Source organism: Amycolatopsis thermalba, assembly GCF_003385215.1.
In the GTDB taxonomy this organism is placed as follows: Bacteria; Actinomycetota; Actinomycetes; order Mycobacteriales; family Pseudonocardiaceae; genus Amycolatopsis_E; species Amycolatopsis_E thermalba.
Genome location: NZ_PQHW01000034.1, coordinates 46,653 through 60,982, shown reverse-complemented (window position 1 = coordinate 60,982; position 14,330 = coordinate 46,653). Strand labels below are relative to the sequence as shown.

General features: G+C 71.1%; 15 protein-coding genes and 1 tRNA gene. 5 read left to right on the top strand and 11 right to left on the bottom strand.

Going from position 1 to position 14,330, the window contains the following annotated elements; translation table 11 throughout:
• Positions 1–905, bottom strand: a 905-nt coding sequence (locus D0D15_RS16055; protein WP_162830585.1) for an MFS transporter, incomplete at its 3' end; no start/stop codon positions are given.
• Between the two features lie 54 nt (positions 906–959).
• On the bottom strand, positions 960–1,571 hold the full coding sequence (locus tag D0D15_RS16050; RefSeq protein WP_094003830.1) for a hypothetical protein: 612 nt from the start codon (positions 1,569–1,571) through the stop codon (positions 960–962).
• A 306-nt stretch (positions 1,572–1,877) separates the two neighbouring features.
• Between D0D15_RS16050 and D0D15_RS16045 the strand changes: the two genes are divergently transcribed.
• Genes D0D15_RS16045 through D0D15_RS16035 form a run of 3 tightly spaced genes read left to right on the top strand, consistent with a single transcriptional unit; the run spans position 1,878 to position 3,588 of the window.
• Positions 1,878–2,528 (top strand): hypothetical protein, encoded by a 651-nt coding sequence (locus D0D15_RS16045; RefSeq protein ID WP_115944534.1) that lies wholly within the window; start codon positions 1,878–1,880, stop codon positions 2,526–2,528.
• Complete coding sequence (locus D0D15_RS16040) at positions 2,525–2,938, top strand: phage holin family protein (RefSeq protein WP_094003828.1); 414 nt, start codon at positions 2,525–2,527, stop codon at positions 2,936–2,938. The genes D0D15_RS16045 and D0D15_RS16040 overlap by 4 nt, the downstream gene beginning before the upstream one ends.
• Entirely contained in the window at positions 2,935–3,588 is a 654-nt protein-coding gene (locus D0D15_RS16035; protein WP_094003827.1) for a DUF3618 domain-containing protein, read from the top strand. The genes D0D15_RS16040 and D0D15_RS16035 overlap by 4 nt, the downstream gene beginning before the upstream one ends.
• Before the next feature lie 141 nt (positions 3,589–3,729).
• Here the strand turns inward: D0D15_RS16035 and D0D15_RS16025 are convergent, their stop codons facing one another.
• From D0D15_RS16025 to D0D15_RS16015, 3 genes are all read right to left on the bottom strand, one after another.
• Entirely contained in the window at positions 3,730–4,242 is a 513-nt protein-coding gene (locus D0D15_RS16025; protein ID WP_094003826.1) for a F0F1 ATP synthase subunit B, read from the bottom strand.
• A gap of 9 nt (positions 4,243–4,251) precedes the next feature.
• Positions 4,252–4,809 carry a hypothetical protein gene (locus D0D15_RS16020; RefSeq protein ID WP_198958130.1) on the bottom strand — a complete coding sequence of 186 codons (558 nt, stop codon included), beginning with the start codon at positions 4,807–4,809 and terminating at the stop codon, positions 4,252–4,254.
• A 109-nt stretch (positions 4,810–4,918) separates the two neighbouring features.
• A tRNA-Tyr gene (locus D0D15_RS16015) sits at positions 4,919–5,000 on the bottom strand.
• A 116-nt stretch (positions 5,001–5,116) separates the two neighbouring features.
• Here D0D15_RS16015 and D0D15_RS16010 point away from each other — a divergent pair.
• Positions 5,117–5,608 (top strand): YajQ family cyclic di-GMP-binding protein, encoded by a 492-nt coding sequence (locus tag D0D15_RS16010; RefSeq protein WP_094003825.1) that lies wholly within the window; start codon positions 5,117–5,119, stop codon positions 5,606–5,608.
• Between the two features lie 3 nt (positions 5,609–5,611).
• Here the strand turns inward: D0D15_RS16010 and D0D15_RS16005 are convergent, their stop codons facing one another.
• The 3 genes from D0D15_RS16005 to D0D15_RS37570 all read right to left on the bottom strand — a co-directional run bounded on the left by D0D15_RS16005 (position 5,612) and on the right by D0D15_RS37570 (position 9,960).
• Positions 5,612–6,763 carry a lanthionine synthetase C family protein gene (locus tag D0D15_RS16005; protein WP_094003824.1) on the bottom strand — a complete coding sequence of 384 codons (1,152 nt, stop codon included), beginning with the start codon at positions 6,761–6,763 and terminating at the stop codon, positions 5,612–5,614.
• 157 nt (positions 6,764–6,920) lie between these two features.
• Positions 6,921–9,770 carry a lantibiotic dehydratase gene (locus tag D0D15_RS16000; protein WP_094003823.1) on the bottom strand — a complete coding sequence of 950 codons (2,850 nt, stop codon included), beginning with the start codon at positions 9,768–9,770 and terminating at the stop codon, positions 6,921–6,923.
• Positions 9,771–9,831: 61 nt separating this feature from the next.
• On the bottom strand, positions 9,832–9,960 hold the full coding sequence (locus tag D0D15_RS37570; protein WP_255407832.1) for a hypothetical protein: 129 nt from the start codon (positions 9,958–9,960) through the stop codon (positions 9,832–9,834).
• Positions 9,961–10,140: 180 nt separating this feature from the next.
• On the opposite strand from D0D15_RS37570, the gene D0D15_RS15995 reads away from it, so the two are divergent.
• Entirely contained in the window at positions 10,141–11,277 is a 1,137-nt protein-coding gene (locus tag D0D15_RS15995) for a sialidase family protein (RefSeq protein WP_094003822.1), read from the top strand.
• On the opposite strand, the gene D0D15_RS15990 is transcribed toward D0D15_RS15995, so the two are convergent.
• The 3 genes from D0D15_RS15990 to D0D15_RS15980 all read right to left on the bottom strand — a co-directional run bounded on the left by D0D15_RS15990 (position 11,250) and on the right by D0D15_RS15980 (position 14,321).
• Positions 11,250–11,897 (bottom strand): DsbA family oxidoreductase, encoded by a 648-nt coding sequence (locus D0D15_RS15990; protein ID WP_094003821.1) that lies wholly within the window; start codon positions 11,895–11,897, stop codon positions 11,250–11,252. The genes D0D15_RS15995 and D0D15_RS15990 overlap by 28 nt on opposite strands.
• 962 nt (positions 11,898–12,859) lie before the next feature.
• The gene (locus tag D0D15_RS15985) at positions 12,860–13,450 is read right to left on the bottom strand and encodes a TetR/AcrR family transcriptional regulator (protein ID WP_143266143.1); all 591 of its coding nucleotides are present in this window, start codon (positions 13,448–13,450) and stop codon (positions 12,860–12,862) included.
• A 4-nt stretch (positions 13,451–13,454) separates the two neighbouring features.
• Positions 13,455–14,321, bottom strand: coding sequence for an alpha/beta fold hydrolase (locus D0D15_RS15980; protein WP_115944533.1), 867 nt, complete (start codon positions 14,319–14,321; stop codon positions 13,455–13,457).
• Between the last annotated feature and the right edge of the window lie 9 nt (positions 14,322–14,330).

Below are 14,330 nucleotides of genomic sequence, written 5' to 3'. Positions count from 1 at the left end.
CGCTCGTCGAGCGCGACCTCGACCACCCCCACCACCGGCACCGGCGCCGCGAGCACGACCGCGAACCCGCCCACCGCCACCACCGAAGCCAGCCGCAGGAACGAAACCGCCCCGGCCCGCGCCACGATCCGGTCCGCGCCCAGCCGCACGACGATCATCGTCACCGAGAACGCGAAATACCCCAGCGCGGCGACCGCCGGCCCGGCCGCCGTCACCTCGCTCAGGTACACCGCACCCCAGCTGTTGACCGCCCCCTCGGCGACGAACCCGCAGAACGCGATCGCCCCGAGCGGCACCAGCGCCCGCCCCGGCCACGCGAACGCCGGCCCGCCCTGGCCGCGGTCGGGCCCGCGCAGGAACCCGGTCCGGACCGCCCGCAACGCGACCGCCAGCAGGACCCCGCCCGCCACCGGGAAGTGCACCGTCACCGGCACGTGCCAGGTCTCCACCAGCGCGTCGGCGCCGGATCCGGCCAGCCCGCCGATGTTCCAGAACGCGTGGAAACCGGCGAAGATCGGCCGCCCGTAGCCGTGCTCGACGCGTGCCGCGTGGGCGTTCATCGCCACGTCGAGCGTGCTGTTGCCGACCCCCAGCACCACCAGCGCCGCGACGAACACCGGCACGCTCGGCGCGATCGCGACCAACGGCAACCCGCCGCACAGCACGACCGCCCCCACGATGGCCGCCACCCGGCTGCCGATCCGCGTGATCACCGCGCCGGCCAGCAGCAACGCGACCACCGACCCGGCCGCGAGCCCGAACAACCCGGCCGCGAGTTGTCCCGTCGTGAGCCCCAGCCGGTCCTGCACCGCAGGCACCCGCGCCAGCCACGTACCGAACGCCGCCCCGCACGCCGCGAACACCACGGACACCGCCCGGCGGGCGCGCACGAGTTCCGCATCCATGATCAGTACGCTCGTACTCCAACCGGACTTGTCGTGCGGGCAACCCGGGGAACTCTATGGTCCAGCTGGAGTTCTGGCCTCCAGGACTGAGGCACTCCGCTGCGCCAGCTCTCTGATGTCCCTGCTGGGATCCCGCTCGGCCATGGCCCTGAGCAGTTCGGCGAAGCGTGGCCAGCCCGCGTGCATGATCGCCTCGATCCCGGCAGCTCGTACCTCCTCCGAGGGATGCTCGGCGGCAGCGAAGAAGGCACGTGCCCACGGCTCGGCGATCTCCGCCGGGGCGCCGAGTCCGGCCCGGATCAGAGCGGTCGCGTGCTCGCCTGGGTCCGACGCGGCGGACACGGCGCCGATCAGCTCCTGATCAGTCCACACGTCAAGTCCAGCCAACTCCAGGCTCGCCTCTGGCAGATGCAAGAAGTGAGCTGCGGCTTCCCGGCCGAGCATGCTCAACACGGCCACGTATGCGAGCTGACGCTCGGGGGCTTGGAACAGGGTGACGAACACCCCGGTGGTGAGCTGCCACGACGACCGTCGCGGCGTGCCCGTCGAGGGCTCGGCGGGCAGTTCTCCAGCGGAGAGCCAACCGACCTCGGCGGCACTCGCGGCGAACCGGTCCACGCAGTCGTACTCCCACAGGACCAGCCGACGAGACCGGTGCAACCTCATGCCTAGCTCCTCGCTCACCGCCCGGGCGCCGCAAAGCCGTCATGTTCGCAGATTCCCGGTGGTCCGCCGTCATCGCCTCTCCGTCAGCCTCCGGCCGGAGAATTCCTGTGCGGCTGCGGACCGCCCTGACCAGTCGCCGGCCGTGATGAGCAGGACCGGGGCGAGCCAGGAGCAGCTCCGCACGGCTCGATCAGGCACCCCGAACGGAGATCTATTTTTCCGATCCGCGCCGCGAAGCGGAATTGTTTTCGTCGTTTACCGGGAATTGGGCCGGGTAGTCGCGCGGAACCGAGCGGAGGAGGAGGAATGACCCAGCAGACCAGCAGTTCGCCGCCGCAGGCGGTGCGCGAACAGGCCGCGGAATCGGGCAGCCAGGTGACCGGGACCGCCGCCGAACAGGCACGGGAAGTGGCATCCGAGGCGCAGCGGCAGGTGCGGAACCTGAAGGACCAGGGCGTCGATCAATTGCGTGCACAGGCACGCACCAGCCAGCAGAAAGCGGCCGGAAATCTGAATTCGATCGCGGATCAGCTGGACCGGATGTCGGAGCAGTCGGAATCCGGAATCGCGCAGGACATCGTCCGCGAGGTGTCGCAGCGGGCGAAGAAGGTGGCGTCCTGGCTCGATTCCCGCGAGCCCGGGGAACTGGTCGACGAGCTGCGCGGCTTCGCGCGGCGCAAGCCCGGCCTGTTCCTCGCCGGCGCGGCCGCCGCGGGGCTCCTCGCGGGCCGGCTGACCAGGGGCAGCGCCGCGGCGGTGAGCGAGCAGAGCAGCGGCGGCGCGCCGCAACCGCGCACCCCGACGGAGACGACGTATCCCACGGGCACACCGGCGGAGATGACGTACCCCACCGGGACACCGACCGAGACGGCCGTCCACCCGCCGACGACGGCCATGCCGCCGGAAGGCGCGTACCCCGGCGACTACCGCGGGCAGCACCGGGTGGAGCCGTCATGACGTATTCGCAACCGCCGGGACAGCGGCCGGACGTCGGCGACGTGTCGGTGGGACAGCTGATGAGCAACATCTCCCAGGATCTGTCCACGCTGATGCGGCAGGAACTGGAGCTGGCGAAGACGGAGATGAAGGCCGAGGCCAAGCAGGCGGGCAAGGGCGCCGGCATGCTCGGCGGCGCCGGTTTCGGCGGCTACATGGTGATGCTGTTCCTGTCGATCGCGTTGTGGTGGGCGCTGTCCAACGTGATGGACCAGGGCTGGGCGGCGCTGATCGTCGCCGGGGTGTGGGCCGTGATCGCGGCCGTGCTGTTCGCCCTGGGGCGCAACCGGATGCGCCGCGTCGAGCCGGTGCCCGAGCGGACCGTGGACAGCCTCAAGCAGATGCCCGACCAGTTGAGGAGGACGACGTGAGCACGGACCCGGACCGCCTTCGCCGGGAGATCGAAGGCACGCAACGGAATCTGGGCAGCGATGTGGACGCGCTCGCCGAGAAGGTCACGCCCAGCCGCGTCGTCCACCGGCGGGTGCACCGCGCGCGGGGCCTGGCGCGGAACATGAAGGAGCGGGTCATGGGAAGCGCTTCTGGCGGCGTGCGGACCGCGACCGACCGCATGCACCAGGCGACGGACAGCGCGTCGTCGACGGCTTCGTCGATGGCTTCGACGGCGTCCGGCGCGGCTTCGTCGGTGGCTTCGACGGCGTCCGACGCGGCGTCGTCGGTGGCCGAACAGGTCCAGGACGCGCCGCGGATGGTGCGCCGGCAGACGGAGGGCAACCCGCTGGCGGCGGGCCTGATCGCGTTCGGCGCCGGATGGCTGGTGTCGTCGCTGATCCCGGCGAGCCGCCAGGAGCGGGAGCTGGCGGGGCAGGTCAAGGAGTCGGCGCAGGACATGGCGGGCCAGATGGGCTCGGTGGCGCAGGAAATGACGGAGAACCTGCGCGAACCAGCACAGGAAGCGGTCCAGTCAGTCAAATCCACCGCGAGCGAGGCCGCATCAACGGTCGCGGACGAAACGAAGTCCGCGGCGCAGGAGGTCAAGGACTCGGCGCAGAGCCGGTGATTCCGGAAGCGGTGCCTGGTGGCTCTCCGGCCACCAGGCACCGCCAGCCTCTACCGCCACCCAAGCAACCACGCCCCCGCGCCATGCCGGCCACGGCAGCGCCACCCAAGCCGCAGCCAGCCCCTCCGAGCTCGCCAACCCCTACCGCCGCTCCAGCTCGGTCAGGAAGCGGTCCACCGTGCCGCGCCGCCGCGCCTCGTCGGTCAGTGGTTCGCCCACGATCCGCTCCGCCAGCTCCACCGCGAGCCGCCGCAGTTCGGGGCGCATTTCGGCGATGATGCGGCCCCGCTGCTCGGTCAGGTCGGCCTCGCCCTGCGCGATCAGGCGCCGGGCCTCCTCCTGCGCCTCCGCCCGCAGTTCGGCGCGCACCCGCTCGCCCTCCGCGCGGGCCTCCTCCCGGATCCGCGCCGCCTCGGCACGCGCGTCCGCGAGCTGGGCCCGGTAGCGGGTCAGCGCCTCCGCGGCCGCCGCCTGCGCCTGCTCCGCCTTCTCGATCCCGCCCTCGATCTTCTCCGCCCGCTTCTCGAACAAGGCCTCGAAGCGCGGCACGGCGAACTTCGTGATCAGGAACAGCAGCACGAGAAACGCGACAAGCCCGAGCGCGAGCTCACGAATATCAGGCTGAACCGGATTCTCCACAGCGAGGACGATCATCGCCCGAACCTAGCGAAGAACCGGCCGCGGCGATATTTCGCCCAGTGGCCATTCACGACCGCCCCTCTGCGAGAGCGCGTGCCGTCTCCAGTGCGGGCCCGGGGCTCCGAAGTCCAACTCGTTCTCGTCCAAGGCGTTCGCAACCGTCACGGAACCACCTGACGTGAAGGCGAGGTGCACGGCAACCGCACCTGTACCCAGGTCGCGCTGCTCGCCCTGCCATTCCAGCAGTGCCACCGACGAGAGGACCTGCCCATGCAACGCCGTCAACCGGTGGCACATGTCATCCCGCCAGGCGATCTGAAACATCGGGTCGGCCGGCGGGCGCGTGACCTGGATCGAGGTCCACGTGATCGACAGCTCATCGAACTTCCGATGGCTGATCTCGAGCTGCTCCCCGCCGAAGTCGAACACGACCGGGGCGTCGTTCCACCAGCAGTCACCATCGAGCTCCCAAGCGAGCCACGCCGCCGTCAACCGTCGCCCGACCAAAGCAGCGAGCCGGCGGCCGTGTTCCCAGCGAACGGCGGCCAAGCCGGACAACCACCGCGGCTCGAAGCCCTCCATACCCGGATTGTGACGACCCGCCGAATCGGTGTCGTCACCGGCCGGGCCGGAGACAAAAGAACGCCCCGGCGACCTGTTTTCCCAGGTCAGCGGGGCGTTTTCGCTGGCGTGGCGGGTGCAGGATTCGAACCTGCGAAGGCAGTGCCGTCTGATTTACAGTCAGATCCCTTTGGCCGCTCGGGCAACCCGCCATGGCCGGGCGTCCCGGCCGGGGACTAGCTTACCAACCCTCCGGCGGGCCTCCGACGGGGGTGGGGGCGGCGCTATGGTGTGGTCAGCCGACAAGCGAAACGACGAGGTAGGACACGTGGCGGATCCGTCATTCGACGTGGTGAGCAAGGTCGACCGGCAGGAGGTCGACAACGCCCTCAACCAGGCGGCCAAGGAGCTTTCCACCCGCTTCGACTTCCGCGGCGTCAACGCCAAGGTCTCCTGGGCCGGCGAAGAGGCCGTGACGATCGAGGCCGACACCGAGGAGCGCGCCAAGGCCGCGGTCGAGGTGTTCAAGGAGAAGCTGATCAAGCGGGGCATCTCGCTGAAGGCGTTCGAGGCCGACGAGCCCGCCGTGTCCGGCAAGATCTACAAGGTCAACGGCAAGATCCTCCAGGGCATCGCCGCCGACAAGGCCAAGCAGATCGCCAAGGTGATCCGCGACGAGGGCCCCAAGGGCGTCCAGGCCCAGATCCAGGGCGACCAGCTCCGCGTCTCCGGCAAGAAGAAGGACCACCTGCAGGACGTCATCGCCCTGCTCAAGGACAAGGACTTCGGCATCGCGCTGCAGTTCACCAACTACCGCTGACCGTCAGCTCAGCAGCAACGCGGCGTCCCAGGGGGCGGAGTTGCCGGCGTAGGTCGCCAGCGCCAGCGCGACTCCGGCGGCGCCCTGCAACAGGCCGGGGTCGTCCGTCCACTCGCCGGTGTGCAGGCGGTGCCGGAAGCCGAACGGGGACGACGGGTCGAACGCGGCCAGGACCCGGTCGGCGATCCGGTCGGCAGGCACACCCATCCGCACGCTGATCTGCAGCAACCCGGCATCGCCGTGACACACGGTCGGGCCCTCCGCCCGGCCCGGCCTGCTCATGGCCGCGGCCGCCAGGCCGGCGAGCCCCGCGTCACCCAGCTCCGCCGCGGCCAGGTGCAGCGCGTACGCCACCCCGGCCGTCCCGTAGCACCACGCCGTCCGCGAAGCCGGCACCGCCGTGCCCCGCACCTGCGCATCGAACCCGACGCGCGACGGCCAGCTCACCCCGGACTCGTCCGTCCACGACCACCGCAACAACCAGTCGGCGATCACGCGCATCGCGTCGGTCATGCCGTCGACCCGGTGGCCGTGCCGGTGGGCCAGTGACAACAGCGCGAGTGGACCACTGATGCCGTGCGCCAGACCGGCGTTGAAATCGCCCCGGGGGTAGCGCTCGCGGTCCGCCTCGACCACGTACCGCTCCGGCGCGCACCACCACCCGGGCACCTCGTGCCCCTCCACCAGGACCGGCCGGGTCAACGCCACCAGACGCTCCAGCACGACCTCCAGCGCGGACAGGCACCGGTCGCCGCCCAGGGCGAGCAGCAGCCGGCCCTTGCCGGTGAGCCCGCTGATCACGTCGTAGTCCGACGCGGCGAGCCGGTCGGCCCGGGGCCACGCCTCGCACACCTCGGCCAGCGCCGCGCCGGCCTTGCGCAGCAGCCCGTCGTAACCGCCGCCGTGCGCGGCCCGGTGCACCAGGGCCGCGGGCACCACCGCCTCCGGCGCGACCTCGCCCGCGGCGGCCAGATGGGCACGGCTCACCGCGGCCCACGCGGGATCCCAAACGGACAGTGCCGCGTGCAGGACGGCGATGCCCGGGTGGCCGTCCAGCAGACCCGGCCCGCGACCCCGCACCGAGCGGAGGCGATCCCCCACCTCGAGCGCGACCTCCCGGGCCCTCGCGCGACGAGCGACGTGCGTGGCCCTCATCGGCCGCGCCTCCTCCGGTCCGCGGACCGCTCCAGCCGTACTCACCGCCGCGCCTCCACTGGCCGTGCTCACCGCCGCACCTCCTCCAGGCCACGCACCGCTCCAGCAGCGCTCACCGACCGCACCCCCACCAGGCCACACACCGCTCCAGCAGCACTCACCGGCCGTGCCTCCTCCGGTCCATGCGCAGCGCCAATCCGCCGTGCACCAGCCCGTACACCTCCTGCTCCCGCGCCCGGTCGATCCCGAACAGGCGGTTGCAGTGCATGTGCGCCAGGCTCAGCGCGACCCGGCCGTGCTGCTCCGGCGCCAGTTTCGTCAGGTACTCCAGGACCGCCTGGCTCCGCTGCCTCCACGGTTGGTCCAGTGACGGACGACCGGTGGCGTCGACAGCCGCCGCGAAGGACTCCCGGCGGTCACGGGGCACGCTCCGCCGCAGGTCGAGAGGCACTGCCGCCGCGAGCCAGTCCAGGATCTCCGGAGGCTGTCCGAAATGCCGGACGAGGTCCAGCACGCTCAACGCCGCGAGATCATCCGAATCCCGGTCGAGCATCGCGAGCGCGACCAGCGAATCCGCGTGGAACACCCGCTCGGCCCCGCAGATCGCGTCCGGGCCGCCGTACCGCTCGACCTCCGCGTCGTAGCTGTCCAGCACCAGCCGGGACAGCAGCCCCTCCGCCCGGAGCGCCGCCGCCCACGCGTGCAGGCGTGGCAACAACGTCGTCCACAACGTGTCCGGTTTCCCGGCGAACCGGATCCGGAGATGCGGATCGGGATCGGCATATCGGACGAAGTGCCAGTCCTCCACACCGGCGACCAGCTCGCCGAGCCGCGACTGGAGGATCTGGCGCTGCGCGGCGTCGCCGGCGTAGAGCTTGGCGTACAGCCAGTCGCCGCCGGGGAGCTGCAGCCCGTCGGACCGGGTCCGGGTGGCCGGAACGGGACGCGCGGCCGGCCGCTCCCCCAGCAGCTGGAACACCACCTCGCACGCGCGCCCGCCAAGCCAGCCGTCGTCCCGCGACAGGACCTCTTGGACCACCAGCCGCGGCGTCTTCCGCAGCTCCGCGCGGAACACCGCCAGGTGCCCGGGGTCGTCGAGGTCGATCGCGATCCGGTTGTCCGAGCTGGTCAGCTGCACCCACCTGGGCACGGCCCAACGCTGTCGCCAGTTTCGGACGGCGTCCGACCAGTCGGACGACGGGCCCAGCATCTCGCGGCTGGGCAGCCATCGCGCGGGCGCGAGCACGGTCCGGCCGTACCGGACCCGGGGCAGCACCGGAGCGGTCGACAAATCGCCCCACCGCCACGGCAGGCACGACGGGTTCTCCTGCTCCCCCAGCTCGAGCAGGAACCGCGCGACGGGCGGGACGTGCCCGCTGCGCGGGTTGAGCATCGAGCCGGAAACCGGCACGACGCGCCGCCCGGACGTCAGGTCGACGAGGTACAGCTCGTCCTGCGTCGCGCCGACGGCGAGATCGTCCAGCCGCAGGCCGGTCACCTCTGCGGTCGCTGGGCCACAGCTCACCGGGATGCGCATCGGGAGCCGCTGCGGCACCGACGCGACGTTGACTGAGCGCAACGTCCGCGGCCGGCACGCGACCTGCGCCGCTCTCGCCGGGGCTCCGTCGCGGACCAGCGCCGTCAGTTCGGCGTCGAGTTCGGGCATGAGGTGCGCGAACCGCGCGATCGTCGACCCCGCCTGCGGCGACCCGAAGTTCTCCCCGATGACCAGCCGGAACTCGCCCGCGCACAACGCTTCCCAGCCGGGCGCGAGAACCTCCGCGCACAACTCCATCGACACCGGGCGGCGCGACGGCGGCTCCTCGGCGAGCAGGCCGACCAGCGACTCGTCGAGTTCGATCTCGTCCCGGCCCGCGCGCACGGCGGCCAGCAGGAGCTCTATCAACGCCCGATGCCCGGGACGATCCGGCCGCCGCGAGAAATCGGGCGCCCCCAGGCCGCGGGTGTCGTCGAGCAGTTCCAGCACCGGCACCAGCCGGTCGCTGCCGTACCGCTCCAGAAAGCGCTTCCGGTACTCGTCCAACCAGGACGGTCCGGTCGTGCTCCCCAGGCGCCACAACACCTCCGCCGCGCGGGCGGCTTCCGTCCCGAGGGCGGCCGGCAGCGTGGCCGCGACATCCAGCCGCAGATCGGTCTGGATCACGTCATCCACGTCGTGCAATGCACGCATCCGGGCCGCCACTGCCCGCCGGCGGGACCGCCGGTCCTCGGCAGCCGTGTCGGCGTCCCGCAACTCGCTCAGAATCGCGCTCAACTCCGCGTGCATCGGATGTTCCGCCGGCACGCGGCCGAGCACATGGGCGAGCGGGTCGGCGCAGTCCGGCGGCGGGTCCAGGTCGGTGAGCAGGACCCCCACCTCGACGAGCTGCCGCAGCACCCCGTCGAAACCGGTGCGCCGGAACCGCCGGCACAGCTGCTCGACCAGGTCCGGCCAGGCCACCGGCGCGGCCGCCATCTCCCGGACGGCACGCACGAGCGGCGTGAACCGGATCGAGGCTTCGCGACGACTTGCCCCCTCGTACCGCTCAGGCAGCACGAGCCGGTCCCCGCGGACGAAGCTGACGTTGTTGGCGACCAGGACTGTCCTGGTCAGGATCACTGGATCGGTTCGCAACCGTCGCAGGACGCCGTCCAGCCATTCGGCGTCTGTCCGACTGGTCGGACGGTGCTGGTCACCGGCCCGCAACTCGGGCTCGGCGTCCAATCGCACCGGCGCGACCCCGGCGAAGAGCCCGAACGGCGTCGGGCGGCTGGTCATGCGCAGGTGGTACTTCGCGAGGGCGAGCGCGGCGCGGCGGCGAACCTTGTCCCTGACCGGCTCGCCCCGGACCAGGCGGAGGACGTCGCGGGCCAGGCTCGGACTGGCCGTTTCGACCGCTTCCATCAGCGTTTCGTCCGCCGCGAGGACCTCCAGCGGCGGGATCGGCCCCCAGGTGCGGGGTCGCACCGCGGCCCGCAGCAGGGCCGGTCCGGCACACGTGAACATCGGTTCGCCTCCCGGCTGGACGGGTGGCGGGCCCCCGCGGACCCGCCACCCGGAACTCACGTCAGCAGGACGGCCACAGGGTGGCGCAGATGTCGCTGAAGCCGGACTTGTTCGTCAGCAGGTCCCCGTCCTGGGTCGGAGTCGCGATGCGGAGGTCCAGGTCGAAGTCCTCGGGAGCCAGGTTTTCCACGGAAGTTACCTCTCCTTCGTCGTGAACTGTGGCTTGTGCCACTGGTTTCTGAACGTAGGGGATCGTTCAACGATCCATCAAGAGGTTGATTCTCACGGGGTATTGCGCTACAAAGTGGGCTTTTGTCCGCTCGACCGTCACCCTGTGGTCTAATTCCGCTCCTGAGAGTGAGGGGGACGGATGCGCCGGATAGCCGCGCTGATGCTGACGTTGCTGGTCACGACGGCCGCGATGACGGTTCCGGCGCAGGCGGCGCAACGCACCGAGCTGGGCGTGGGCGCGTACCCGCGGGTCATCCGCCTGGAACACGCGCCGTTCCGGCGCGGGCGGATCGTCGCGTCCGTGAACAGCTGGGACGGCAGCGGCGCGTTCGCGCGGATCTACGAGAGCACCGACGAAGGCGCGTCGTTCCGCCAGATCGGCGAGGTCCGCGACCCGGAGGGAGTGCGGGGCGAGTGCTGCGGCAGCATCTACGAGCTGCCGCGACGCGTCGGCAGGCTGCGCGCCGGAACCCTGCTGTGGGCCGCGTCCTACGGGCAGAACGGCGGCGCCGACCGCCGCATGTCCATCCGGGTCTGGTCCAGTTCGGACGGTGGCCGGAGCTGGAGTTTCCTGTCCGAGGCCGTCCGTTCGCACAACCACGGCGGCGTGTTCGAGCCGGAGTTCACAGTGGACTCCGGCGGGACACTGTGGATGCACTACGCCGACGAAACCGAGGCACCGCGCCACAGTCAGGTGCTCAACCGGATCGCGTCGACCGACGGCGTCACCTGGAGCGACAAGCAGAGCACGGTCGCGATCTCACCCGATCGCGTCCGGCCCGGGATGCCGATCGTGCGTCAGCTGCCCGACGGTCGCTACTACTTCGGCTACGAGATCTGCAACTACGGCACGCGCTACTGCGATCCGTACTTCAAGATCTCCTCGGACGGCGCGGACTACGGCGACCCCGCCGATCCCGGCACGCGGGTGGTGACGGCGAGCGGCAACTACTTCCAGCACGCCCAGACCGTCACGGTGTTTCCCGGCGGACCGAATGGCGTTCGGTTGTTGATGGTCGGTCAGATCTACACCGACAGCGTCGGCCGCTCGCTACCGTCGAACGGTCAGGTGCTGCTCGCCAACGACAACTTCGGGGAGGGCAACTGGTACGAGCTGCCCGCCCCGGTGCACGTTCCGGGCGCCTACAACAACTTCTGCCCGAACTACAGCTCGTCGCTGTTGCCTGTGGACAGTGGGCGCAACGTCCTCGAACTGACGGCCGACTACGACGGCGGGGTGTGCAAGATCTACTTCGGCAAGGGACCAGCGTCCTGATACGCCCTGTCCAGCGCGGCGGCGAAGGTTTCGGTGGGCTGCGCGCCGGAGACCGCGTAACGGCGGTCGAAGACGAAGAACGGGACGCCGTTGGCGCCGAGCGCTCGGGCCTGGTCGATGTCGTCGCGGACCTCGTCGGCGTAGGCGCCTTCCTTCAGCATCCGGCGGACCTCGTCACCGTCCAGTCCGGACTCGGTCGCCAGTTCGACGAGCGAATCCTCGTCGAACACCGAACGCCGCTCGGTGAAGTAGGCGCGGAACAGCCGCTCCGCGACGACGTCCTGCCGGCCTCGCTCGCGGGCAAGCTGCAGCACGCGGTGGGCGTCGAAGGTGTTGCCGATGACTCCGCCGTCGAGGTGGTACTCCAGGCCCTCGGCCGCGGCGAGGCGGGTCAGGCGCTGCTCGCTAGCGGCGAACTCCGCCTCGCTGATCCCGTACTTCGCGGCGAGGAGCGGCGCCTTCGGCTGCGGCTCGCGCGGGGCGGCCGGGTCCAGCTCGAAGGACCGGAAGGTCACCTCGACCTGGTCACGGTGCTCGAAGCCGGCCAGCGCGCGCTCGAAGCGCCGCTTGCCGAGGTAGCACCACGGGCACACCACATCGGACCAGATCTCCTCCTGCACGCCCCCGGGCGAACGCCGCCGGACGCGGAGTTATTCCCCGAACCGGCCGATCGGCCGCGTGGTGAGGACCTGCGCGGCGACCAAGCTGGCGGGCCGAGTGCTCGGCGTAAGCGATCATCAGCCACGCCGCCGGGCCAGCGCAACTCCGGTGAAGTAGCCGATCAGCCACGTGGCGAGCACCCGCGGGGCCCGCGCGGGGTTCTTCCTGTGGGTGATCACCAGACAGGGAGCGAACACCCGGCATCGGACCGGCCCTCTGCCCGGTTCTCGGCGTGGCGAGCGCCAGCCACTCCGACCGGGGGCTCTTCCACGAACAGGCCGATCAGCCACGCGGTGAGCACCTGCGCGGCGACCGAGCTGGCGTGGGCCGAGTGCTCGACGTGGTAGATCACCGGCCCCGCAGTTACCCCGCGAGGAAGCTGAACAGCCAGGTGGTGACCACCTGCTCGCGTCCGAGCGGGCCCGCGCCGACTGCTCGGCGCGGGCGATCCAACCGCGCCACCGGCCCCCGCGGCTACTCCACGAACAAGCCGAACAGCCACGTGATGACCACCTGCTCGCATTCGAGCGAGCCCGCGCCGACTGCTCGGCGCGGGCGATCCAGCCGCGCCACCGGCCCCCGCGGCTACTCCACGAACAAGCCGAACAGCCACGTGATGACCACCTGCTCGCATTCGAACGGGCCCGCGCCGACTGCTCGGCGCGGGCGATCCAGCCGCGCCACCGGACCCCGCGGCTACTCCACGAACAAGCCGAACAGCCACGTGATGACCACCTGCTCGCATTCGAGCGAGCCTGCACCGGCTGCTCGGCGCCGCAGATCCTCAGCCGCGCCGCCGGCCTCAGCGGCTACTCCACGAACAAGCCGAACAGCCACGTGGTGACCACCTGCTCGCATTCGAGCGAGCCTGCACCGGCTGCTCGGCGCCGCAGATCACCAGCCGCGCCGCCGGTCCGCGCGGTTACTCCGCGAGCAGGCCGATCAGCCAGGTGGCCAGCACCTGCTCCGCGTCCGAGCGGGCCTGCGCCGGGTTTTCGGCGTGGGTGATCATCAGCGCCGCCTCGTTCACGGCGCTCAGTACGAGCTGGGCCAGCACCTCAACCGGCAGCGGCTTGATCAGCCCCTCCTCGACCGCCTGCCGCAGCACGGTGATGACCAGGCCGAGCCCGTGTTCGGCCTCGATTTCGCGCCACGTGGTCCATCCCAGCACGGCCGGGGCGTCGACCAGCGAGATCTGCCGGATCTCCGCGCGCTCGCACGCGTCGAGGAAGGCCTTGAGCGCGAAGAGCAGTCCCGTGGCGAGGTCCGGCGCGTCCTTGGTGGCGGCCTCGACCTCGGCAGTGACCTCGAGCTCGACCTGCTCGAACACGGCGCGGAACAGGCCCTGCTTGTCGCCGTAGTGGTGGTAGAGCGCGCCCCGCGTCACCCCGGCGGCCCGCACGATCTCGTCCGCCGGCACGGCCTGGTAACCGCGCTCGGCGAACAGCTCGCGGGCGGCCGCCATCAACGCGGCCCGGGTGCTCTGCGATCGCTCTTCCTGGGTACGGCGCACGCCCCTAATCTGCCATGACGCCCGCGAACGCCAGGATGTGCCGCACCAGCGCGGCCGGCTGGTCCTCCGGGACGAAGGCGTAGGAATCGGCGACCACTTCCAGACGGGCGTCGGGCAGCATGGCAGCGAGGCGCTTGGCCAGGCGCAGCGGGAACGTCCGGTCCTCGTCGGCCCACACGAGCAGGACCGGCTTGTCGAACGCACGCAGCTTCTCCGCGGCCTCCAGCGTGTACCGGGAGCGGACGGCGCGGAGGAACTTGCGCAGGTCACGGCGGATGGCCGCGTGGCGGTGGGCGGGCGCGAGGTAGGACTCGACGACGGCGTCGGGGATCGCGTACTTGGCGACCCGCCCGAAGACGAACGGGGTCCGGTGCAGCGCCTTGACCTGCAGCAGCGCGGCGAGCGGGCGCATCGAGCCGGGGATGCGGGCGTACGGGACGAGCGGCTTGAACAACGGCGGGAAGAAGTAGTCGAAGCTGTCCGACGGGGTCAGGACGACGCGCTCGACCCGGTCCGGGCGGTGGGACAACATGATCTGGGTGAGGGCGCCGCCGGTGTCGTTCGCGACGAGGACGACGTCGCGGAGGTCGACGGCCTCGAGGAAGTCCGCGATGAGGTCCGCGACGCCGGACGGGGTCAGGTCGGCGTCTGGGCGCAACGGGACCTCGTGCGCGCCGAGCGGCATGTCGATGATGAGGCAGCGGAAGCCGGCGTCGGCGACGTCCGGGACGACGTGCCGCCACAGGTTCGCATTGACGAAGACGCCGTGCACGAACACCACGGGCCGGCCCTCCCCGCGTTCGAAGTAGCGAACGTCACCCTGCGGGAGGGTCACGCGCTTTTCCTGGCCGAGTGCTGGTGAGCGAGTCATGCCATGCAA

Coding starts and splice junctions, on each gene's coding strand:
- D0D15_RS16050 (WP_094003830.1), bottom strand. CDS start 1,571: ATGAGGTTGCACCGGTCTCGTCGGCTGGTCCTGTGGGAGTACGACTGC.
- D0D15_RS16045 (WP_115944534.1), top strand. CDS start 1,878: ATGACCCAGCAGACCAGCAGTTCGCCGCCGCAGGCGGTGCGCGAACAG.
- D0D15_RS16040 (WP_094003828.1), top strand. CDS start 2,525: ATGACGTATTCGCAACCGCCGGGACAGCGGCCGGACGTCGGCGACGTG.
- D0D15_RS16025 (WP_094003826.1), bottom strand. CDS start 4,242: ATGATCGTCCTCGCTGTGGAGAATCCGGTTCAGCCTGATATTCGTGAG.
- D0D15_RS16020 (WP_198958130.1), bottom strand. CDS start 4,809: ATGGAGGGCTTCGAGCCGCGGTGGTTGTCCGGCTTGGCCGCCGTTCGC.
- D0D15_RS16005 (WP_094003824.1), bottom strand. CDS start 6,763: ATGAGGGCCACGCACGTCGCTCGTCGCGCGAGGGCCCGGGAGGTCGCG.
- D0D15_RS16000 (WP_094003823.1), bottom strand. CDS start 9,770: ATGTTCACGTGTGCCGGACCGGCCCTGCTGCGGGCCGCGGTGCGACCC.
- D0D15_RS15995 (WP_094003822.1), top strand. CDS start 10,141: ATGCGCCGGATAGCCGCGCTGATGCTGACGTTGCTGGTCACGACGGCC.
- D0D15_RS15980 (WP_115944533.1), bottom strand. CDS start 14,321: ATGACTCGCTCACCAGCACTCGGCCAGGAAAAGCGCGTGACCCTCCCG.